Source organism: Streptomyces capillispiralis (assembly GCF_007829875.1).
GTDB classification, from domain to species: domain Bacteria; phylum Actinomycetota; class Actinomycetes; order Streptomycetales; family Streptomycetaceae; genus Streptomyces; species Streptomyces capillispiralis.
The window spans coordinates 313,903-336,753 of record NZ_VIWV01000001.1; the positions used below are offsets into that span (position 1 = coordinate 313,903).

Sequence of the window (22,851 nt, forward strand, 5' to 3'; positions counted from 1 at the left end):
GGTGTCGGAGACGGAGTGGTGCGCGTGGGCCATGCCGATCTCGGCCCACGGGCCCCAGGCGACGGCGGTGGCGGCCAGGCCGCGGGCGCGCCGGTGCTCGGCGAGGGCGTCGAGGTAGGCGTTGGCGGCGGCGTAGGCGCTCTGCCCGGCGCTGCCCCACACTCCGGCGACGGACGAGTAGAGCAGGAAGAAGTCCAGGTCGTGGCCGTCGAGCAGGGCGTCGAGGTGGGCGGCGCCAAGGGTCTTGGCGGCCATCGCGGCGGCGGTGTCGGCCAGCGGGGTGGCGGACAGGGGCGCGGCCTGGCCGACGCCCGCGGCGTGCACCACGCCGGTGAGCGGGGCGTCCTCGGGGACGGCGGCGAGGACGGCGGCGAGGGCGTCGCGGTCGGCGCTGTCGCAGGCGACGAGGGTGACGCGGGTGCCCGACTCCTCCAGTTCGGCGGCGAGTTCGGCGGCGCCCGGGGCGTCGGGGCCGCGCCGGCCGGTGAGGATCAGGTGGGCGGCGCCGGCCCGGGCCAGCAGGCGGGCGGTCTCGGCGCCGAGTCCGCCGGTGCCGCCGGTGATCAGGACGGTGCCGGAGGCGGTGAGGGCGTCCTCGCGGGGGAGGTCGGCGCCGGGGTGGCGGACGACGCGGCGGGCGAGCACGCCCCAGGCGCGGACGGCGACCTGGTCGTCGCCGTCGCGGGCGGCGAGCACACCGGCCAGGCGCTGCGCGGCGGGCGCGTCGAGGACGGCCGGCAGGTCGACGAGGCCGCCGGGCTGCTCGGGGCGTTCCAGGGCGGCGACCCGGCCCAGGCCCCAGTGGGCGGCGCGGGCGGGGTGGGTGAGCGGGTCGTCGGCGCCGGTGGAGACGGCGCCGCGGGTGACCGTCCACAGCGGGGCGGTGGTGCCGGTGTCGCCGCAGGCCTGGGCGAGGACCACGCCGAGGGCGAAGCCGGGCGGGAGGCCGTCGGCGGCGGTGTCCCCGGATGCCCCGTCGGTGGGGTGGGGGCCGTCGGCGAGCGGCAGCAGGTTCAGCACGCCGGTGGCGTCGGCGGCCCCGGCGGCGCGCAGGGCGTCGGCGAGCCGCTCGCGGTCGAGGTGGGAGGCGTCGAGTTCGAGGCGCCGGAGCAGGGCTCCGTGGCCGCGCAGCGCGTCGAGGACCTCGCCGGCCTCGTCGCCGGCGGTGGTGACGGCCAGCCAGGTGCCGTCCAGGACGGGGGCGCCGGTGGTGGCGGGCCGCCAGGCGACCTGGTAGCGGGCGGCGTCCAGGACGGACTTCTCCTGCCGGGCACGCCGCCAGGACGACAGCGAGGGCAGCAGCGCGTACAGGGAGGCGTGCTCCTCGTCGCGCAGGCCGAGCAGTCCGGCGAGCCCGTCGGCGTCGCCGCGTTCGACGGCGGTCCACAGGGCGGCGTCGGCGGGGTCGAAGACGGCGCGGCGGGCGCCGGGGGCGGTGGTGTCGGGCCAGTACGTCTCGTGCTGGAAGGCGTAGGTGGGCAGTTCGACGGTGGTGGCGCCGGTGCCGGTGTGCAGGGCGGACCAGTCCACGCGGACCCCGCGCACGTGCAGGCGGGCGAGGGCGGCGAGCGCGCTGGCCTCCTCCGGGCGGTCGGTGCGCAGCAGCGGGACGGCGTCGGTGCCGGCGTCGTCGCCGAGGGTGTCCTCGGCGAGGGCGGCCAGGGAGCCGCCGGGGCCGAGTTCGAGGAAGGTGGCGGCGCCCGCCTCGTGGGCGGCGCGCACGGCGTCGGCGAAGCGGACGGTGCCGCGGACGTGGCGCACCCAGTAGTCGGCGGTGCGCAGGTCGTCGCCGGTGGCGGGGCGGCCGGTGAGATCGGAGACGACCGGCACGGCCGGCTCGTGATAGGTCAGGCCCTCGGCGACCCGGCGGTAGGCGTCGAGCACGGCGTCCATGCGCGGCGAGTGGAAGGCGTGGCTGACCCGCAGCCGGCGGGTGGTGCGGCCCTGGCCGGCGAAGTGGGCGGCGACGCGCTCGGCGGCGTCCTCGTCCCCGGCGACCACGAGGGAGCCGGGGCTGTTGACGGCGGCCAGGGAGACCTGGTCCTCCAGGCCGGCCAGCAGCGGCAGCACCTCGTCCTCGGTGGCCTGTACGGAGTACATGGCGCCGCCCTCGGGGAGCGCCTGCATGAGCCGGGCGCGCGCGGCGACCAGGGCGCAGGCGTCGTCCAGGGAGAGGACGCCCGCGGCGTGGGCGGCGGTGATGCCGCCGATGGAGTGGCCGAGGAGTACGCCGGGGCGCACGCCCCAGGAGCGGACCAGGTGGTACAGGGCGGTTTCGAGGGCGAACAGGGCGGGCTGGGTCCAGCCGGTCTCGTAGAGCGCGGCGGCCTCGGGGGTGCCGTCCTCGGCGAAGAGGACGTCCTTGAGGGAGCGCGGCGCGGCGTCCGCCTCCGGGTCGGTGAGCAGCGGGTCGAGCTTCGCGACGACCTCGTCCAGCGCCTCGGCGAACTGCGGGTGGCGGGCGTACAGTTCGCGGCCGGTGCCGGGGCGCTGGCTGCCCTGCCCGGTGAACAGCAGGGCGGTGCGGCCGGCGCCGCCGGTCTCGCCGAGGACCAGTGCCGGGTCGGGCCGGTCGGCGGCGAGGGCGGCCAGGGCCCGCCGTACGTCGTCGGGGGTGCCGACGGCGACGGCGCGCTGCTCGAACGCGGGCCGGGTGGTGGCCAGGGAGAGGGTCACGTCGGCGGGCGCGAGGGCGGGGTGCTCGTCCAGGTGGGCGAGCAGGCGGGCGGCCTGGGCGCGCAGCGCGGGCCGGGTGCGGCCGGACAGGACCCACGGCAGGACGGCGGGGGCGTCAGCGTCCGTGCCGGTGGTCGCGGTGTGGGGCGCGGGCTGCGGTGCGGGCTGTTCCAGGACGACGTGGGCGTTGGTGCCGCTGATGCCGAAGGAGGAGACGGCGGCGCGGCGGGGGCGGTCCGTCTCGGGCCAGGCGGTGTGCTCCTGGAGGAGCGCGACCGCGCCGGACTCCCAGTCGACGTGGCGGGAGGGGCGGTCGGCGTGCAGGGTGCGCGGCAGTTCGCCGTGGCGCATCGCCATGACCATCTTGATGACGCCGGCGACACCGGCGGCGGCCTGGGTGTGGCCCAGGTTGGACTTCACCGAGCCGAGCAGCAGGGGGCGTTCGGGGTCGCGGTCCTGGCCGTAGGTGGCGAGCAGGGCCTGGGCCTCGATGGGGTCGCCGAGACTGGTGCCGGTGCCGTGCGCCTCGACGGCGTCCACGTCGGCGGGGGTCAGTCCGGCGGCGCCGAGGGCCTGGCGGATGACGCGCTGCTGGGAGGGGCCGTTGGGTGCGGTGAGGCCGTTGGAGGCTCCGTCCTGGTTGACGGCGGAGCCGCGCACCACGGCCAGGACGCGGTGGCCGTTGCGGCGGGCGTCGGAGAGGCGTTCCAGGACGAGGACGCCGACGCCCTCGGACCAGCCGACGCCGTCGGCGTCGTCGGAGAACGCCTTGCAGCGGCCGTCGGGCGACAGGCCGCGCTGGCGGGAGAACTCGATCAGGGAGGTCGGCGTGGACATCACGGTGACGCCGCCGGCCAGGGCGAGGGAGCACTCGCCGGAGCGCAGCGCCTGCATCGCCCAGTGCATGGCGACCAGGGAGGAGGAGCAGGCGGTGTCGACGGTGACCGCGGGGCCCTCCAGGCCGAGGGCGTAGGAGACCCGGCCGGAGGCGATGCTGGGCGCGGTGCCGCTGCCCTGGTGGCCCTCGAAGCGCTCGTCGGCGAGGGTGGCGGAGTAGTCGCTGTACATGACGCCGGCGAACACGCCGGTGCGGCTGCCGCGCAGGGAGACCGGGTCGATGCCGGCGTGCTCCACGGCGGTCCAGGACGCCTCCAGGAGCAGCCGCTGCTGGGAGTCGGTGGCCAGCGCCTCGCGGGGGCTCATGCCGAAGAAGCCGGGGTCGAAGTCGCCCGCGTCGTGCAGGAATCCGCCGTGGCGGGTGTACGAGGTGCCGGGGTGGTCGGGGTCCGGGTGGTACAGCGAGTCCAGGTCCCAGCCGCGGTTGACGGGCAGGCCGCCGACCGCGTCGGTGCCCTCGGTGACCAGGCGCCACAGGTCGTCGGGGGAGCTGACGCCGCCGGGGTAGCGGCAGCTCATGCCGACGATGACGATCGGGTCGTCGGCGGTGGGCGCGGCGGTGGCCGCCGGGGCGCCCGTGTCCGCGTCCGCGTCGCCGGTCAGCTCCTCCAGCAGGTGGGCGGCGAGCGCGGACACCGTGGGGTAGTCGAAGACGACGGTGGCGGAGGTGCGCAGACCGGTGACGGCGGCGAGCCGGTTGCGCAGCTCGACGGCGGTCAGGGAGTCGAAGCCGAGGTCCTGGAAGGCGCGTTCGGGGTCGATGTCGGTGGCGGAGGCGTGGCCGAGTACGGCGGCCACCTGGGCGCGCACCAGGTCTGTGACGGTCTCGGTGCGGGCCTCGGCGTCGAGCCGGGACAGCCGCTGGGTGAGGCCGAGGGCGGCCTCGGAGCCGGTGCGCACGGTGCGGCGGCGGGCCCGGATCAGGCCCCGCAGCAGCGGCGGCACTTCTCCCTGGCCACGCAGCGCGGCCAGGTCGAGCCGGACGGGCAGGACGGCCGCGCGGGGCAGGGCGAGGGCGGTGTCGAAGAGGGCCAGGCCGTCCTCGGGCGTGAGCGGGGGCGTGCCGGAGCGGGACAGGCGGCGCAGGTCGTGCTCGGTCAGTTCGCCGGTCATGCCGGTGCCGGGCGCCCAGGGGCCCCAGCCGAGGGACAGGCCGGGCAGCCCGGAGGCGCGCCGGGTCGCGGCGAGGGCGTCGAGGAAGGCGTTGGCGGCGGCGTAGCCGGCCTGGGCGGGGGCGCCGGCGGTGCCGGCGAAGGAGGAGAAGACGACGAACGCGGCGAGGTCGAGGTCGCGCGTGGCCCGGTGCAGGTGCCAGACGGCGTCGGCCTTGGGCCGCAGGACGGCGGTGAGGCGGTCGGCGGTGAAGGACTCCACGAGTCCGTCGTCGAGGACGCCCGCGGTGTGCACCACGGCGGTGACGGGGTGGTCCTCGGGAATGGCGGCGAACAGCGCGGCGACGGCGTCGGGGTCGGCCGCGTCGCAGGCCCGGAGGGTGACCTCGGCGCCGGACTCGCGCAGGGCGTCGGCGAGTTCGGCGGCACCGGGCGCGTCGGGCCCGCGCCTGCCGGCGAGGAGCAGGTGCCGTACGCCGTGTTCGGCGACGAGGTGGCGGGCGAGGACGGCGCCCAGGCCGCCGGTGCCCCCGGTGATGACGACGGTGCCGTCGGGGTCCCAGGCGGGGGTGTCCCGCTCGGCGGGCGGACGGACGCGGGCGAGGCGGGCGCCGAGGACCGCGCCGTCGCGGACGGCGGTCGCCGGCTCGTCGGCGGTGAGGGCGGCCGCGAGGGCGGCGGGGTCGGCCGTGGATGCCGGGTCGAGGTCCAGGAGGCCGAAGCGGCCGGGGTGTTCGGTCTGCGCGGAGCGAACCAGGCCCCAGACGGCCGCCGCGGCGGGGTCGGTGACACCGCCGCCGTCCGTGGCGACGGCGCCCCGGGTGACGAAGACCAGCCGGGAGCCGGACCGGGACGGGTCGTCGAGCCAGTCCTTCAGGTGGCCGAGGGCGCGTGAGGTGACCTCGTGCACCGAGGTGAGCATGTGGTCGTCGCCCGCGCCGGCGACGGGGGCGAGGACCAGGTCCGGCGTGCCGTCGCCGACGTCGGTGACCGTCACGCCGGCGGCGGTCAGGGCGGCGGTGAGGCCGAAGGGGTCGGTGCCGAGCAGACCGGCGGCCGCGGGCAGGGCGGTGCCGTCGGCGGAGGCGGTGATCCGGGTCCAGTCCAGGGCGAACAGCGCGTCCCGCTCCAGGGCGGAGGCCGCGGTGGCGCGCGCGTCCGGGGCGGTGCGCAGCACCAGGGAGGCCACGGAGGCGACGGGCGCGCCGGTGGCGTCGGTGACGGCGATCGACACGGCGTCGTCACCGGCCGGGACGAGCCGTACGCGGGCCTCGGTGGCACCGCTCGCGTGCAGGGTGACGTCCTGCCAGGAGAACGGCAGGCCGCCGCGTCCGTCCTCGCCGAGCGGGGCGAAGGCGGTGGCGTGCAGGGCCGCGTCGAGGAGCGCGGGGTGGAGGCCGAAGGAGGCCGCGTCGCCGGCGGGTCCGGCGTCGAGGGCGACCTCGGCGAAGGTCTCCTCGCCGCGCCGCCACACCGCCCGCAGGCCGCGGAAGGCCGGGCCGTAGCCGAAGCCGGTGTCGGCGAGCGAGTCGTAGAAGCCGTCCAGGTCGACCGACTCGGCGCCGGCCGGGGGCCACACGGCCGCGTCGAAGCCGTCCTCGTGGCGGGCGCCGGGGGCGAGGGTGCCGGTGGCGTGCCGGGTCCAGGGCCGGTCGTCGTCGCCGTCGGGGCGGGCGTAGAGGCTGAGGGTGCGGCGGCCGGTGTCGTCGGGGCCGGCGATCCACACCTGGACCTGGACGCCGCCGTCCTCGGGCAGGGCGAGCGGGGCGGCGAGGGTGAGGTCCTCGACGCGGTCGCAGCCGACCTCGTCGCCGGCCCGTACCGCCAGCTCCAGGAAGGCGGTGCCGGGCAGCAGGACGGTGCCGCGGACCGCGTGGTCGGCGAGCCAGGGGTGGGTGCGCACCGAGAGCCGGCCGGTGAGCAGCAGGCCGTCGGAGTTGGCGAGGGTGACGGCGGCGGCCAGCAGCGGGTGGTGGGCGGCGCCCAGGCCGGCGGCCCGTACGTCGCCGGCCGTGCCGGTGACGCCCTTGGGCCAGTACCGGCGGTGCTGGAAGGCGTACGTCGGCAGGTCGGCGCGGCGGGCGCCGGTGCCGTCGAACCAGCGTTCCCAGCGCAGCGGAACGCCGTGCAGGTACAGGCCGGCGGCGGTCTCGGTGAGCGCGGTGGGCTCGGGGCGGTCCTTGCGCAGCGCGGGCAGGACGGCGGCGTCCTCGTGTCCGGCGGCGTCCAGGCAGGCGCGGGCGAGCGCGGACAGGGTGCCGTCGGGGCCGAGTTCGAGGAAGACGCCGGTGCCGTGGCCGGCCAGCCAGGACACGCCGTCGGCGAAGCGGACGGTATGGCGGACGTGGTCGGCCCAGTAGTCGGCGGAGGTGAGCTGTTCGACGGTGGCGGGGGCGCCGGTGAGGTTGGAGACCACGGGCACCGCGGGTGCCTGCGGGGACAGTCCGGCGACGACGTCGCGGAACTCCGCGAGCATCGGCTCCATCAGCGGCGAGTGGAAGGCGTGCGAGACGCGCAGCCGGCGGGTGCGGCGGCCGAGCCCGTCGAAGTGCGCGGCCACGGCGTCGACGTCGTCGGCGGCGCCCGCGACGACCACGGCGGAGGGGCCGTTGAGGGCGGCGATCGACACCCGTTCGGCGCGCTCGGCGACGAGCGGGGCCACCTCGTCCTCGGTCGCCTCCACGGAGACCATGGCGCCGCCCTCGGGCAGCGCCTCCATCAGCCGGCCGCGGGCGACGACCAGGGCGCAGGCGTCCTCCAGGGAGAAGACGCCCGCGACGTGCGCGGCGGCGATCTCGCCGACGGAGTGGCCGGTGACGTGGTCGGGGGTCAGGCCCCAGGACTCGACCAGCCGGTACAGGGCGACTTCGAGGGCGAAGAGGGCGGGCTGCGCGTATCCGGTGCGGTCGAGCAGGGCGGCCTCGGCGGTGCCGTCCTCGGCCAGCAGCAGGGGGCGCAGCGGGCGGTCGCGTCCGGCGTCGAGGTGGCCGAGGACCTCGTCGAGGGCGTGCGCGAAGACGGGGAAGCGGGCGTACAGGTCGCGGCCCATGCCGGGGCGCTGGGAGCCCTGGCCGGAGAAGAGCACGGCGAGCTTGGGCCGGCCGCGGGTCCGGCGGACGGTGAGGCCGGGCGCGTCCTCGCCGGCGGCGAGCGCCGTGAGGGCGGCGAGGGCGGTGTCGCGGTCGGCGGCGGTGAGGGCGGCGCGGTGCTCGAAGGCGGAGCGGGTGGTGGCCAGCGCGTGGGCGGTGTCGAGGGCGGTGAGCGCCGGCCGGTCGCGCAGGTGGGCCAGCAGCCGGCCGGCCTGCTCGCGCAGGGCGTCGGTGGTGCGGCCGGACAGCAGCCACGGCAGGACGCCGGGCTCGACGGCGGGGGCGTCCTGCGCCTGGGGAGCGCCGGACTCCCCGGCGGGCGTCTGCGCGGGGGCTTCCTCGATGATGGTGTGCGCGTTGGTGCCGGACAGGCCGAAGGAGGAGACACCGGCGCGGCGCGGGGCGTTGTCGCGGCGCGGCCAGGGCGCGGGCTCGGTGAGGAGCCGGACGGCTCCCTCGGTCCAGTCGACGTGGGTGGACGGCCGGTCCACGTGGAGGGTGCGCGGGAGCAGGTCGTGGCGCATCGCCATGACCATCTTGATGATGCCGGCGACACCGGCGGCGGCCTGGGTGTGGCTGATGTTGGACTTCACCGAGCCGAGGAGCAGCGGCCGTTCGGGGTCGCGGCCCTGGCCGTAGGTGGCGAGCAGCGCCTGCGCCTCGACGGGGTCGCCGAGGACGGTGCCGGTGCCGTGCGCCTCGACCGCGTCCACCTCGGCGGCGGAGAGGCGGGCGTTGACCAGGGCGGCCTCGATGACGCGCACCTGGGAGGGGCCGTTGGGGGCGGTGAGGCCGTTGGAGGCGCCGTCCTGGTTGACGGCGGAGCCCCGGACGACGGCGAGCACGGAGTGGCCGTTGCGGCGGGCCTCGGAGAGCCGTTCCAGGACGAGGACGCCGACGCCCTCGGACCAGCCGGTGCCGTTGGCGGCGTCAGCGAAGGACTTGCAGCGGCCGTCGCCCGCGAGGCCGCCCTGGCGGGCGAACTCGACGAAGGTGGTGGGGCTCGCCATCACGGTGACACCGGCCGCCAGCGCCAGCGAGCACTCCCCCGCGCGCAGCGACTGGGCGGCCAGGTGCAGGGCGACCAGGGACGACGAGCAGGCGGTGTCGACGGTCACGGCGGGGCCGACGGCGCCGTAGAAGTAGGAGAGCCGGCCGGACAGGATGCTGGTGGCGTTGCCGGTCAGCTGGAAGCCCTGGACGTCGTCGTCGGGGCCGACGCGGTAGTCCTGCGGCATGGCGCCGACGAACACGCCGGTACGGCTGCCGCGTACGCCGGACGGGTCGATCCCGGCGCGCTCGAAGGCCTCCCAGGAGGTCTCCAGGAGCAGCCGCTGCTGCGGGTCCATGGACAGCGCCTCGCGGGGCGAGATGCCGAAGAAGTCCGCGTCGAAGGCGGACGCGTCGTGCAGGAAGCCGCCGGCGAAGTCGGCGGGCCCGTCGCCGATCGCCGCCTCCCAGCCGCGGTCCTCGGGCATGGGGGTGATGCCGTCCTCACCGGCGACCAGCATCCGCCACAGGTCCTCGGGGCTGTTCACGCCGCCCGGGTAGCGGCAGCTCATGCCGACGATCGCGATGGGCTCGGTGGCCGCCGCCTCCAGCTCGCTCACCCGCTGCCGCGAACGCTTCAGATCGGCGCTCGCTCGCTTGAGGTAGTCCCGGAGCTTCTGTTCCTTGTCCATTTCAACGCAACCCATCTGGAAGAAGACCGGCGGACGGCTGGCCATCCGGTGGGGACACCGGGTGTTCGGTGCGGCCGTTCGGCGGGACGACCGGGGTGTCCGGGGGAAGAGGGAGAGCGGGGGCGGGGCGGGCGTGCCCGGCGCGGGACGTCACGCGCCGGGCAGTCCGGGTCGTCCGTGGTGCCGGGGCCCGCCTGTCCGCGGCGGATCCCCGGCACGACGCCGGGCGGGGACCGCCGCGGCAACTCCTCCGGAGCACGCGCGCAGCGCGCGTGCCGTGCACCCAGTTCCGCAGACCATGCGCCCAGTCTCGGGCGGTACGTCTGCGGAAATCCCTAGTGTGTGCGGCCGGAGCGCGGGACCCGACGGCCCGAGAGGCCTACCAGGTGCCGGCGGCCGCCACCAGCCGGCTGTAGTCGCGGTCGCGCGAGGCCTGGCGCAGGTCGGACTCGACCATCATGCGCATCAGCTGCTCGAAGTCGACCTCGGGCTCCCAGCCCAGCTCCTTGCGGGCGTTGGTGGTGTCGGCGCACAGCGTCTCGACCTCGGCGGGACGTACCAGCTTGGGGTCGATGACGACGTGGTCGCGCCAGTCCAGGCCCACGTGCTCGAAAGCGATGCGTGCCGCGTCGCGCACGGTGTGCATCCGCCCGGTGCCCACGACGTAGTCGACGGGCTCCTCCTGCTGGAGCATCAGGTGCATGGCACGCACGTAGTCGCCGGCGAAGCCCCAGTCGCGCTCGGCGTCCAGGTTGCCGAGGCTGACCTTGTCCATCAGGCCCAGCTTGATCTGGGCCACCGCCAGGGTGATCTTCCGGGTCACGAACTCGGCTCCGCGGCGCGGGGACTCGTGGTTGAAGAGGATCCCGGAGACGCCGTACATCCCGAACGACTCGCGGTAGTTGCGGGTGATGTAGTGGCCGAACGTCTTGGCCACGCCGTACGGGCTGCGCGGGTGGAACCGGGTCGTCTCGCTCTGCGGGCTCTCCACGACCTGCCCGAACATCTCCGAGGAGGACGCCTGGTAGAAGCGGATCTGGCCGCGGGAGGCGCCGCCGGAGGACTTGCTCAGTCCGCTGACCATGCGGATGGCCTCGAGCATGCGCAGCACGCCGGTGCCGTTGACCTCGGTGACCAGTTCGGGCTGCTGCCAGGACATGGGGACGAAGGAGATCGCCCCCAGGTTGTAGACCTCGTCGGGCTGGACCAGGTCGACCGCCGAGACCAGGCTGCCCTGGTCCATCAGGTCGCCGTCCACGAAGGACAGACCGGGGATCATCTCGGCGATCCGGTCCTTTCGCGGGTTGGCCTGCCCACGGCAGAGCCCCCACACCGCGTACCCCTGGCTCAGCAGGTGTTCCGCCAGGTAGGAACCGTCCTGTCCGGTGATTCCGGTGATCAGTGCGCGCTTGGACATCTTCTCTCTTTCCACCGCCAGGGAGAGGACCGGTCGGCGTGGAGCCGGCACCGCGCCCGCAGACCGGAAGCGGCTTCATCCGAGGCGGGACGCGCGTCCTGAGGCGCACCGGTGCCTGTCCGGTCCTGCCGCATACCGAGACGCACGGCCTGCGCTGACTCACGAGCCGTCCTCGTGACGGCCATGCAAGCACCGAAACCCCTAAGGAATTTCCGAGTCTTCGCCGCCGAACCGCGCCGGGAGCACACTCGTGTCCCCGCCGAGACCAACCGCCGAAACACCGGACGCGAACCACCGGACGCGAGGCGCCCGACACCGGCCACGGGACGCCGGGCGGGCCGCGGGCATCAGATCTCCGGAGGCCGGACGGGCTGTCTGCGGCGGATCCTTTTTCACACCGGTCAGGCCTCGGGCCTCAGCCAACCCCGCACCGGGCGGGCACGGGACGCCGGTCGGCCCCGGGACGCCGAGCGCCGCGGCCCTGCGGCCGGCCCGGGCTCGGACTCACAGCTCCTGACGGAGTGACCGAGTCAAGGCTGAGCTCGACTTCCTCCGAAGGTCGGTGTCAGGTAGAGGGGACAAAACTCCTGCTCGTAGGGGATCTTGCGCCCGTAGGCTGCACACGTGGCGAAGGAAGACGAGATCAACCCGGTTGTCCGCGTCGGAGGTGACCGGTATCGGACGATCAGCCTGCGATGGTTCGTGAGGTGTCCAGGGAACTGGCGAAGTCAGCCAGCGTGTGGAAGTCGTTCTCCCGTAGGCCGATCCGCGGATTGACGTGGTGCAGGAGCCCGGGCCCTTGATGATGGGCGGCCACGTACGACTGATCCAGCTCACTCTGCTCATCGTCCACCCAGGCGAAAGGACGGCCGCCTGCGTAGTCCACCAGCCGCCCGGTCTTCCAGTGAACTCCATCAGGGCGTTCTTGGAGCAGGACGTCGCCGAAGTCGACGAAGGGAAGTTCGGGAAGGCCGAGGACCGGTGCGATCCACCGGTTGGCGTCGTCCATCCATGTGGTGGCCCAGCACAGCTCGAAGCCGAGCCGGAGCAGGATTCGTCCGTGCTCTGGGTTGAGCCAGACACGCAGGGGGCGTCGTCGGGACGAGAAGCCCCTGTCGTACTCATGGGTGTCGTTCCGGGGAACTCTGAGTGTGGTGTAGCCGTCGGGACGCCTCTCCGGCTGGGCCGCGTAAGGGTTGAGTGGCCCGTCCACGTCGAGGAACAGCAGCGGTCTCTTCACGGTTTCCCCCGGTCTTGCTCACTGTGGACTGCCCCGATCAGCGCAGCTGTGGGATTGTCTCGGCATTGGGCCAGCTTGATTGATGATCATGATGTGGGGAGTGCGATCACGGCATCGCAGCCTGGATAGCCCCGTTCACGGGGGCTGAGCCCGCGCCGCTTCGGCAAGCTGCTGACCACGTTGCGGCGCGATGGAGCAGATGTGGTCCACCGAGGCCGGCCGTGGAGTCTGCCGCTGGAGGACCAGGCGGTGGCCCGCTGTGCCCGAGGCGGCCCAAAGATCCTCACGGGACAACCCTTAGTGACAGGATCGAGGTGTGCTGATCAAGGGATACGACGTCGGCCCGTTGGTGCCGGGCGAGTCATTGCTGGTCCACCCGGGCTTCTGGTCGAACTACCTCCTGGCGATGTGCGGCGACGGGGGGTGTCCCGAGAGCCCGGTTCCAGAGTGGTTCGGCGAGGACGGCGCCGACGTCGATGCCCTGTCCGGGGTCCTCTTCGATCCTGAGCACTGGCCAGCGTTCAGGGTGCCGGCAGAAGACGGCCCCGGAGCCGTGGTGATCTACCGCAACCTGGATGGCGAATACGGCACCGACTACCTCCTCACCCGTCCGGACGGAAGCCACGCCGAGCACATCGCGAGCTGGGACGAAGATTTCTCGGGTACTGGTCTGACATGGCACGAACTGATCGGGATCGCTGACAGCCCGTCGCTCGCGGACGAAGGCGTCCAGGACACGGCCACCCGCTTCCTGCTGCTGCTTCCCCTCCTCACCGACCCGGACGTGCCGGAAACAGCATCAGCAAGGCTCGTCGCCGCCCTGACCGCAGTCGGCGCGCCGCAGGACACTGCCTCCATCGCGGCGGAGCACCTCCTGGCCCACCTCACGAGGAGATCCCGACACGACCCCACGTGGGCGTCTCCGCTGAGCGGCAGCTGAGAGGTGGGCCGAGCCGCCAGTCACCCCATGGAACGATCTTGGTCCGGCTGGTGTGATCACGGCAGCGGAATCTTCCTGGACAGCCCCGTTCCCCGGGCTGAGCCCTCGCGCCTTCGGGAAGCTGGTAGCGCTTCTGCGGCGCCGAGGTGCGGACGCGGTCCGCACGGGCCGGTCGTGGAGCCTTCCGCTGCCAGACCGGGCCCTGCTGGTCGCGGCCCAACGACAGTCGAAGTGCCGCGAAAGGGCCACATGTGACCAGCAGGGATGGCGTACCGCAACTGGAGTACTGGGACGTGGTTGCCCCGCACCGACGCGGGCCCGCCGGGGCACCGCGACGCTCCCGCCGACTCACCCGTCCCGCTGCACCACTGCCCGCGGGGAGAAGGTCACCGGCCCGCCGGACAGCAGGTCGCCCGGAGGGATGCCCGGCTGGTGTCCCACCGGTGGCTCCGTCGGCGCGGCGGCCGGGCCGAGGGTGAGCCGGGAGACGATGCGGTACCTGTCCCCCCGGTAGAGCGAGTGGACGTACTCGACCGGCCGGCCCGTGGTGCCGGTGGTGAGGCGTTCGAAGAGCAGGGCCGGCGAGAGCTCGGGGACGTCCAGCAGGTCCGCCTCCGCGCGGGTCACCACCGTGGGTTCGATGGACTGCACCGCCTCACCGACCTGCACCCCGTGCCGGTCGCGGAAGTGCTCGTACAGATCTCCCTGTTCCAGTTCCTCCCTGGTCAGTTCCGGCACGAGGTCCGCCGGGACGTGCAGATGCTCGATGGCCATGGGCGAGCCGTCGACCAGCCGGAGACGGGCCACGTAGCGGATCCGGGCGGCCGGCGACACGCGCAGTCTGCGCCCCACCCGGGCACCCGCCGGCAGGGTGCGCAGCTCCAGGACCTTGCTGGTCCACACGCCGCCGGCCCGGGGCAGGGTGAAGGAGTTCCGCTCCGGGGCCAGTTCCTGGGTGATCTTCTCGGCGGCCACGAACATGCCGCGGCCGTGCTCGCGCACCAGCAGTCCCGCCACGACCAGTTCGTCCACCGCGGCGCGCAGCGTCGGGCGCGACACGCCGAGCCGGGCGCACAGGCTGCGCTCCGAGGGGATGGCGTCGCCGGGGCACCGGGCGTCGATGAGTTCGAGGATCGCGTCGCGCACCCGTTCCCGCTTGAGCACGGCACCTGAGGCGGCGGGATCGATCTCCATGCGGGACTCCCGTTCGTCGTCGGATCGGTGGGCCGTCGGATCGGTGGGCCGTGTGACCTTCGGGGCACTGCTGCGGCTTCGACCATAACCGGTCCACCGGTCGGGTCCATTCGGCCCGGCACGTCAATTCCCCGATGTGCGGGGAGGGTTGACGGCCACATTGGTCTATGCCACCTTCGACGGCATCGACTGGTAAAGCCCCGGGGCCAACTGGTCAACCCCGGCGGCCGTGCGGTCCGCCGCTCGTGCTCCGCCCGCGGGCCGACGCGTCCCGCGGGAGACGGACCATCGGCCTCCGGTCCACGGCGGGCGGCACCGCCCCGCACACCGCCCGGACGCTCCACCGTGCGCCACCCCCCACTGCGAAAGGAACACGGATGAGTACTCGTCCCACCGGCCGCCGCACCCGCGCGGCACTCGCGCTGACCGCCCTGCTCGGCAGCGCCGCCCTGGCGGGTCTTCCCGCCGGCACCGCCGCCGCCGCGGACGGCAGCCTCTCCGTGCAGTACCGCACCGGGTCGGGCGGGGCCACCGCCGACCAGAGCGAGCCCTGGCTCAAGGTCCGCAACACCGGTGCGGCCACCGTCCAGTTGAGCCAGGTGAAGATCCGCTACTACTTCAAGGCGGACTCCCCCGACGCCACGTACGCCTTCGCCTGCTCCTGGGCGGTCAGAGGCTGCTCCGCCATCACCGGCACGTTCGGCACCCTCGCCCGCCCCACCGCGACGGCCGACCGCTACCTGGAGATCGGGTTCACCTCCGCCGCCGGATCCCTGGCCCCCGGCGCCGACACCGGGGACATGCAGCTGCGCTTCCACCGGACGAACTGGCAGACACTGCGGCAGAGCGACGACTACTCCTTCAACGGCACCCAGACCTCCTACGCCGACTGGAACAAGGTCACCGCTCGGCTCTCCGACGCCACGGTGTGGGGCACGGCCCCCGAGGGCAACGGCTCCACCGATCCGACCGACCCGCCGGCCGGCGGCCAGGCCCTGTTCGACGACTTCTCCTACACCTCCCACACCGACCCGGCGATCTCCGCGCACGGCTGGAGCGTGCGCGCCAACTCCGGCGGCCCGGGGGTGCCCGGCGCGACCTGGGACCCGTCGAAGGTCACCTTCAGCGCCTCGGGCGGCAACTCGGTGATGAACCTGGAGACCTCCACCGCCGGCACCGGCGCCTCCACCGTCCACACCGAAGTGCTCACCAAGAGCATGAAGTTCAAGAACGGCACCTACGCCGCCCGCGTCCGGTTCTCCGACACGCCGAAGTACGGGCCCGACGGCGACCGGATCGTCCAGGCCTTCTTCACCATCAACGACCTCAAGGCCCCCATGGCCGACGACTACGCCGAGTACGACTTCGAGTACCTGCCCAACGGCGGCTGGGGCGAGCCGGCCAACATCCTCTACACGACCTCCTGGGAGACCTTCAACCCGGACCCCTGGCAGGCCGTCAACCAGCACACCGAGAGCCGGCAGAGCTTCAGCGGCTGGCACGACCTCGTCGTGACCATCGACAACAGCGCCATCACCTACTACGTCGACGGCCGGCACTTCGGCACGCACGACGCGGCCTATCTGCCCGAGCGCCCCATGTCCATCAACTTCAACCAGTGGCTGATCGACCTCCAGGGGCAGACCTCGACCACGCCCCGCGCCTACGACCAGCAGGTCGACTACGTGCTGCACGTGAAGGACCAGGTCCTCACCCCGGCGCAGGTGGCCGCGAAGGTCACCGCCTACCGCGACGCCGGCACGTCCTTCGTGGACGAGGTCCCGGCCCCGTGACGGCCTGACGGTCGCACACTCCCCGCGACGGTGCGGCCGGGGACCGGCCGGTCCCCGGCCGCACCGTCGCGCGTGACTTCTCCCGGAGTTCACGTGATCTTCTCCGAGGGCTTCCGCCCACGCGTCCGGAGAGCTGGACCGTGGGGCGCGGCCCGGCAGCCGGGCCGCGGTTGGACAACGTTGTCACGTCCATGGAGAGCAGGGATACGCACACCATGCGCAACGCCACCGAGCCACATCCGCCGACGCCCCCGCCGGGCCGTCGCAGACTCCTGTCCGCCGCGCTGATCCTCGGCACGCTGGTCGCCGGTCTGACGCCCGTGTCCGGCGCGGCGGCCGCCCCCGGCCGCGACATCGCGGCGTTCGACGCCGTCGACCCGTTCATCGGCACGCGCCTGGACACCACCCAGAACAAGGGCAACAGCGCCTACGGCAACACCTGGCCGGGCGCCACCGTGCCGTTCGGCATGGTGCAGTCCTCCCCCACGACGTACCGCTCGTCCGACGGGGACCAGAAGGGCGGGTACGAGTACACGGCGGACAAGATCCGCGGCTTCGGCATGACCCGGCTCTCCGGCACCGGCTGCGAAGGCCGGTACAGCGGCTTCGACTTCCCGGTGCTGCCCTACACCGGCGGGCTCACCGACGGCGCCCTGCCGTCCAGCCCGGCCGACCGGGTCACCGACTACTACGTCGGTTTCGACCACGCCGACGAGAAGGCCGACCCGGGCTACTACGCGGTGGACCTCGCCAACGGCGTCGAGGCGGAGCTGACCGCCACCACCCGCACGGCCGTGAGCCGCTTCGACTTCCCCGCCGACGGGGACTCCACCCTGCTGTTCGACGTGGCCGGCTCCAACAACCGGGTCTTCGGCAGCGAGGTGAAGGTCGACGGCGACACCGTCAGCGGCTGGGTGGAGACCGCCTCGGTGTGCGACGAGGGCGGCCGCTACCGGGCGTACTTCTCCACCACGTTCGACCGCCCCGTCAAGGCCCACGGCACCTGGCAGGGCTCCGAGGTGCGGCCCGGTTCGGCCGGCGCCTCCGGCGGGACCACCGAACACGGCGCGGGCGCCTACCTCGTCTTCGACCGGGGCGCGAAGGTCACCGCGAAGACCGGGCTCAGCTACGTGAGCGTCGAGGGCGCGGCCCGCAACGCGGACTCCGAGACCCGCGGCCGTCCCTTCGAGGCCGTGCGCGCGCAGGCCGCACGCGTGTGGCGGGACGCCCTCGGCACCGTCGACGCGGACGGCGGCACCCGCGACGAGCGCGTGAAGTTCTACACCGCGCTGTACCACTCCCTGCTGCACCCGAACGTCTTCGACGACGTGGACGGCCGGTACACCGGCTACGACGGGAAGGTCCACCGGGTCGCCGAGGGCCGCCACCACTACGTCACCTACGCGGGCTGGGACGTCTACCGCAGCCAGGCGCAGTTGGTGGCGCTGCTGTTCCCCGAGGTCGGCAGCGACATCAACCAGTCGATCACCGACATGGTGACGCAGACCGGCACATGGCCCAACTGGCCGCACCTCAACCAGGCGCAGCAGAAGATGAGCGGGGACTCGCTGCAGTCCGTGGTCGCCTCGATCGACGCGTTCGGCAGCACCGGGTACGACCGGCGGGCCGCGCTGGAGTCGATGAAGGCCACCCAGGGCCTGCCCGCCGATTCGACGCTGCGCCGGCACGCCTACCAGTACGCCACGGTCGGCTTCGTCGAGAGCCGCAAGGGCGACTCGGCGACGTCCAAGACGCTCGAGTACGCCGTCGACGACTTCGGCATCGCCCAGCTCGCCCGGCGCCTCGGCGACCGGGAGACGTACGACCGGTACATGGTCCGGGCGCAGAACTGGCGGAACGTGTTCGACGACGCCAGTGACCACATCCGCCCGCGCGACCGGGCCGGTTTCGACCGGGGATTCGACCTGGGTGAGCGCGGCAACCAGTTCGAGCAGGCCACCGGCTACCAGTACGGCTGGATGGTCCCGCACAACGTGGGCGCCCTGATCGAGAAGCGGGGCGGCGCCGAGGCCACCGCCAAGGCCCTGGACGACCACACCCGGGCGCTCGACGCGGGCGTCCACCACACCTCGGGCGCGTATCTGAGCAACCAGCCCAGTTTCACCATGCCGTTCGTCCACAACTGGCTGCGCCGGCCGCACCGTACGGCGGACGTGCTGCGCCGGGCGGTGGACGAGATGTACGACACCACGCCGTCGGGGCTGCCCGGCAACGACGACCTCGGCTCGCTGAGCAGCTGGTACGTGTGGGCGGGCATCGGCCTGTTCCCGGCAGTGCCCGGCACCGCCGACCTGGTGGTGAGCGGCCCGATGTTCGACCGGGTCGTGGTGGACAGCGCCGACAGCCGGCGCCGGATCGTCCTCGACGCGCCGCGCGCCGACGAGGCGCCCTACGTGAGCGCGCTGAAGGTCGACGGCCGGGCCACCACCCGGTCCTGGCTCCCGGCGGACTTCACGCGCGGGGGTGGCGAGCTGCGCTTCACGATGTCGGCGGCGCCCGGCCCCTGGGGCACCGGCGCGGCCGACGTCCCCCCGTCGCACACGGACGGCACGGACGCCCGGAACAACATCGGCGTCACCCCCGACGGCCGGGGGAACCTGGGCTCCCTCGACCTGAGCGACAACTCCCTGTCCCGGGAGCGGCTGGCGGCGGCCGGAGCGGCGCCGGGCGCGAAGCTGCCGCTGAAGGACACCGGCGTCGAGTTCACCTGGCCGCGCACCGAGGCCGGGCAGCCCGACAACTGGATCCCGCACGGCCAGCGCGTCCCGCTGGGCGGGGAACACGCGACCGGCATCTCGTTCCTCGGCCTGGCCACCAACGGGCCCGCGCAGGGCACGGCCGTGGTGGAGTACACCGACGGCTCCACCCAGTCCGTGCCGGTGGGCTTCACCGACTGGACGCCCGGGACGACCTACCAGTTCGGCAACGAGCCGTTGGTGACCACCACCGGCCGCAACCGGGCCGCGGGCGGCTCCGACACCGTGCAGACCAAGGTCTTCGGCACGCGTCCGCAGCTGCTCGACCCGGCGAAGCGGGTCGCCGCCGTCGTCCTGCCGCAGGGCACCGACCGCGGCGTCATGCACGTGTTCGACGTCGCGCTCACCGACAAGCCGGACCTGGAGGTGCCCGGTTCGACGCCGGAGCGCATCGTCCTGACGCCGACGGAGAAGCCGGCGTCGTCGCAGGCCGTCACCTGGAGCACGGCCGCCGCCCTGACCTCCGGCGAGGTGCGGGTGCGCGAGGCCGGGACCGGGCAGTGGCGGACCGTGGCGGCCCGGGCCAACGAGGAACGCAGTGCGGGCGGGGTGCGGGTGCGCACGCACTCCGCGGTGATCGACCGTCTCTCCCCGGGCACCGAGTACGAGTACCGGGTGGGCACGAACGGACGTTTCAGTCCCGCCCACCGCTTCACCACCGCCCGCGCCGCGGGCGAGGAGTTCACGTTCCTGTACTTCGGAGACGCGCAGAACGACCTGTCGGCGAAGTGGGCGCCCGTGGTGAAGCAGGCGTACACGCGCTTCCCGGACGCCGTCGGCAGCGTCAACGCGGGTGACCTGGTCAACAGCTCGGGCAACGACAGCGAGTGGCGCGACTGGTTCGGGGCGATGGACGGCTACAGCCAGACCACCAACGTCATCGCCGCGCCGGGCAACCACGAGTACGCGGGCGACACCTTCCTCACGACGTGGAAGTCGACGTTCGAGTACCCGGGCAACGGTCCGGTCGCCTCGCCCGCCGCCGGTGACTCCCCCGCCGAGCGGCAGCGCGCCGCGTACGAGGCGCACATGGCGAAGGCGCTCGCCGAGACCGCGTACTACACCGACTACCAGGGTGTGCGGTTCATCGCGCTCAACGCCTCCACGCACGACGCCCGTTCGCTGATGACGCCGGAGGACCTGCCGGAGTGCGGCGAGGGCTGTCCCGACCCGGAGAAGCTCTGGCTCGATCTGCAGGGCCGCTGGCTGGACCGGATCCTCGCCGACAACCCGAACAAGTGGGCGGTGGCGGTGTTCCACCAGCCGGTGTTCTCCGGTGCCGAGGGGCGTGACGAGAAGGCGGTGCGCGACGCCTGGCTCCCGGTGCTCCAGCGCGGCGACATCGACCTGGTGCTCATGGGTCACGACCACGTGTACGCCCGTGGTCACGTGAACGCCGACGCCACCTCGACTCCGGGCGTCACCACCGGCCCGGTCTACACGGTCGCCGTCTCGGGGCCGAAGTACTACGAGGAGGCCCCCGAGGACGACAACGTGTGGACCCGCAACGGGGCCACCCAGGTGGTCCGCGCCGGGCACACGTCCACGTTCCAGGGGATCACGGTCTCGAAGGACCGGATCCGCTACGAGTCGGTCGTCGCCGCCAAGTGGGACGACCGGTCGACCACGGACAAGGAGGTCGGCGAGGTGCTGGACGCGTTCACCGTCACCAAGTACGACGACGGCACCAAGTACGTCACGGAGGACGGGGTGCCCGTGCCGCCCGCCGGGTCCACCGGCGGCTGACCGCCGCCGGCCGGCCCCCGTTCCGCCCGGACGCGTCCGGGCGGGGCGGGGGCCCCGCTCTTGCCTGCGGCGGTGGGCCGGGGCAGGCTGGTCCCATGGGTGGCGGCCCCACGCTCATCGGCTCCGTGCAGCGTGCCTTCCGGCTGCTGGAGGCGGCGAGCGCCCATCAGAACGGCGCGCCGGCGAAACAGCTGGCACGGGAGACGGGCCTGCCCCTGGCCACCGCCTACCACCTGCTGCGGACGCTGGTGCACGACGGGTACCTGCGCAAGCTGGACGACGGCGCGTTCGTCCTGGGCGACCGGCTGCGCACCCTGCACACGGCGGGCCCCGGACAGGCACTGCTGAGCCGGGTCCGGCCGGCCCTCACCGCGCTGCGCGACGAGCTGTCCATGGCCGCCTACCTCACCTTCTACGAGGACGGCGAGATCCGTGTCGCCGACATCGCCGACAACGCCCGCATCCCGCGCGCGCCCCTGTGGGTGGGGTTCGAGGACGCCGGGCACGCCACCGCGCTGGGCAAGTCGGTGCTGCGAGAGCTGGACGGCGAGGCGCGCCAGGAGTACCTCTCCCGGCACCCCCTGAACGACCTCACGCCCCGCACGATCACCACGGCCGAGGAACTGGTCCGCCGGCTCGACACCACCGCGCTGGCCCCGGCCGTCACCGATCTGGAGGAGTACTCCCTGGGGACCGTGTGCGTCGCGGTGCCCGTGTACAGCGGCACCACCCTGGGCTCCCTGGGCGTGTCGATGCCCAGGGACCGGCTCTCCCGGCTGGCGGAGATCCGCGAACGGCTCCTGCCTGCCGCAGCACGGGTGACGAGGGGCCTGTCTCTCACTATGTGAGGCCACCGGCGCCCTTTCGCGCACGATCCGAAGGCGAGGTGTCCGGAGGCCCGTCGTTCACTATCTGAAAAGCACACCCTTGTGACGTCTCCGACGATCACCTTTCCTGATTAAGCAGACATTTCGGGACGCGCGCACGCCGCGTAAAGGTGAGGACAGCGGACGACACATGAGTCACGCCCGTCAGCTTGGTCGCGACCATTGGCCGTTTCGGCACTACAAGAGGGGGGTCGGTCCTGCATCGTCACCCCGGGCATGGGCCGTGGCCCACTGGGCCGCGGCGACCCCGGCACTGCCCCTACTGATCATCTTCGTCGTCGTGTTCACCGACCTCGCCGACGGAACCGGGAAGATCTGGCTGCCGCTGCTGGCGGCCGCGCCTGCTCTCGCCGCGGCCACCAGCCGGCCCCTCGGGGTCCTCGGCGTCGGCCTGCTCGCCTCGCTCCTCGGCGCGGTGATCGGCGTCCGGCACGGCATGCCCGTCTCGGAGCTGACCGTCGTCCTCGCCGCGCTGATCACCGTCGCCGGGGCCGGCGCGCTGGCCAGCGCCCTGCGCGGACGCCGTGAGCGGGTGCTCGCCGCGGTGCGCTCCGTCGCGGAGACCGCGCAGCACGCCCTGCTCAAGCCGGTGCCGGAGACCGTCGGCCCGTTCCAGGTTGCCGTCCACTACAGCGCCGCCGCGGCGGAGGCTCGTATCGGCGGTGACCTCTACGCCCTGATTCCCACCCCGTACGGGGTCAGGATGATCGTCGGCGACGTGCGCGGCAAGGGACTGCCGGCCGTCGGGACGGCCGCGCTGGTGCTCGGTGTCTTCCGGGAGGCCGCCTACGACGAACCCGATCTCCTGGACGTGGTCTGCCGGATCGAGCGCAGTCTGGCCCGCAATCTCGGCCACGACGACTTCGTCACCGCCGTGGTCGCCGGCTACCCGGAGCCGGGGCGCCTGGAGATGGTCAACTGCGGCCACGCGCCGCCGCTGATGGTCAGGGGCACCGAGGTGGTGGCGGTGGACCCCGTCCGCCCGGCGCCGCCGATCGGCCTGCGGGCGCTCTCGGGCGAGTCGCCCAGTCTCCAGGTGGTGCCCTTCGGTGAGGGTGAGCAGCTGCTGCTCTACACCGACGGTGTCACCGAGGCCCGCGACGCCGGCCGCGCGTTCTACCCGCTGGCCGACGGCCTGTCCCGGCACCTGTGCGACGATCCGGCCCGGACGCTGGCCGCGCTGCACGAGGAACTGCTGGACCACGTGGGCGGCCGGCTGCACGACGACGCCGCGCTGCTGCTGGTCCGCAAGCCCGTCGTCGCGGACCCGGCCGTGCCCGCAGGCCCGGTCCCGGGCGGCCTCGCCCTGACCGGCACCTGTGTGGTCCGGCCGCTCACGGACCTGCCGGAGCCGGCCGGCGGCGACGCCCTCGACGACCGCGAGGGCGCCGCCTGAGCCGG

Annotated in this window: 9 protein-coding genes and 2 pseudogenes (1 of these 11 only partly in view); 7 read left to right on the forward strand and 4 right to left on the reverse strand. The window is 73.7% G+C overall.

The features are described from left to right. The 3 genes from FHX78_RS00845 to FHX78_RS00855 form a co-directional block, all read right to left on the reverse strand. Positions 1-9,456, reverse strand: the start of a protein-coding gene (locus FHX78_RS00845) for a type I polyketide synthase (RefSeq protein WP_145865530.1). Its footprint begins 19,191 nt before the window's first position; only the first 9,456 of its 28,647 coding nucleotides appear in the window; it begins with the start codon at positions 9,454-9,456; its stop codon lies off the left edge, out of view. A 379-nt stretch (positions 9,457-9,835) separates the two neighbouring features. Next, on the reverse strand, positions 9,836-10,873 hold the full coding sequence (locus tag FHX78_RS00850; RefSeq protein ID WP_145865531.1) for a GDP-mannose 4,6-dehydratase: 1,038 nt from the start codon (positions 10,871-10,873) through the stop codon (positions 9,836-9,838). Between the two features lie 685 nt (positions 10,874-11,558). Then, a complete protein-coding gene (locus FHX78_RS00855; RefSeq protein ID WP_145865532.1) occupies positions 11,559-12,113 on the reverse strand; it encodes a hypothetical protein in 555 nt (184 codons plus the stop codon). Between the two features lie 113 nt (positions 12,114-12,226). Here FHX78_RS00855 and FHX78_RS00860 point away from each other — a divergent pair. The 3 genes and pseudogenes from FHX78_RS00860 to FHX78_RS00870 all read left to right on the forward strand — a co-directional run. Continuing rightward, positions 12,227-12,365 (forward strand): annotated as a pseudogene (locus tag FHX78_RS00860) (IS5/IS1182 family transposase); the annotation flags it as partial. A gap of 64 nt (positions 12,366-12,429) precedes the next feature. Next, positions 12,430-13,053 carry a hypothetical protein gene (locus FHX78_RS00865; protein WP_145865533.1) on the forward strand — a complete coding sequence of 208 codons (624 nt, stop codon included), beginning with the start codon at positions 12,430-12,432 and terminating at the stop codon, positions 13,051-13,053. Positions 13,054-13,105: 52 nt separating this feature from the next. Further along, positions 13,106-13,270, forward strand: a pseudogene (locus FHX78_RS00870) (IS5/IS1182 family transposase); the annotation flags it as partial. A gap of 131 nt (positions 13,271-13,401) precedes the next feature. Here FHX78_RS00870 and FHX78_RS00875 read toward each other — a convergent pair. Next, a complete protein-coding gene (locus FHX78_RS00875; RefSeq protein WP_145865534.1) occupies positions 13,402-14,247 on the reverse strand; it encodes a GntR family transcriptional regulator in 846 nt (281 codons plus the stop codon). A 377-nt stretch (positions 14,248-14,624) separates the two neighbouring features. Here FHX78_RS00875 and FHX78_RS00880 point away from each other — a divergent pair, with 377 nt between their 5' ends. From FHX78_RS00880 to FHX78_RS00895, 4 genes are all read left to right on the forward strand, one after another. Beyond that, positions 14,625-16,040, forward strand: coding sequence for a cellulose binding domain-containing protein (locus FHX78_RS00880; RefSeq protein WP_145865535.1), 1,416 nt, complete (start codon positions 14,625-14,627; stop codon positions 16,038-16,040). A gap of 215 nt (positions 16,041-16,255) precedes the next feature. Continuing rightward, on the forward strand, positions 16,256-20,563 hold the full coding sequence (locus tag FHX78_RS00885; RefSeq protein ID WP_145871542.1) for a GH92 family glycosyl hydrolase: 4,308 nt from the start codon (positions 16,256-16,258) through the stop codon (positions 20,561-20,563). 95 nt (positions 20,564-20,658) lie between these two features. Next, complete coding sequence (locus FHX78_RS00890; protein WP_145865536.1) at positions 20,659-21,411, forward strand: IclR family transcriptional regulator; 753 nt, start codon at positions 20,659-20,661, stop codon at positions 21,409-21,411. Between the two features lie 169 nt (positions 21,412-21,580). Then, on the forward strand, positions 21,581-22,846 hold the full coding sequence (locus FHX78_RS00895; RefSeq protein ID WP_145865537.1) for a PP2C family protein-serine/threonine phosphatase: 1,266 nt from the start codon (positions 21,581-21,583) through the stop codon (positions 22,844-22,846). Positions 22,847-22,851: the final 5 nt, after the last annotated feature.

Bases quoted from the DNA above. Each gene is read 5' to 3' on its own strand.
- FHX78_RS00850 (WP_145865531.1), bottom strand. From the start codon at position 10,873: ATGTCCAAGCGCGCACTGATCACCGGAATCACCGGACAGGACGGTTCC.
- FHX78_RS00875 (WP_145865534.1), bottom strand. From the start codon at position 14,247: ATGGAGATCGATCCCGCCGCCTCAGGTGCCGTGCTCAAGCGGGAACGG.
- FHX78_RS00880 (WP_145865535.1), top strand. From the start codon at position 14,625: ATGAGTACTCGTCCCACCGGCCGCCGCACCCGCGCGGCACTCGCGCTG.
- FHX78_RS00885 (WP_145871542.1), top strand. From the start codon at position 16,256: ATGCGCAACGCCACCGAGCCACATCCGCCGACGCCCCCGCCGGGCCGT.
- FHX78_RS00890 (WP_145865536.1), top strand. From the start codon at position 20,659: ATGGGTGGCGGCCCCACGCTCATCGGCTCCGTGCAGCGTGCCTTCCGG.
- FHX78_RS00895 (WP_145865537.1), top strand. From the start codon at position 21,581: ATGAGTCACGCCCGTCAGCTTGGTCGCGACCATTGGCCGTTTCGGCAC.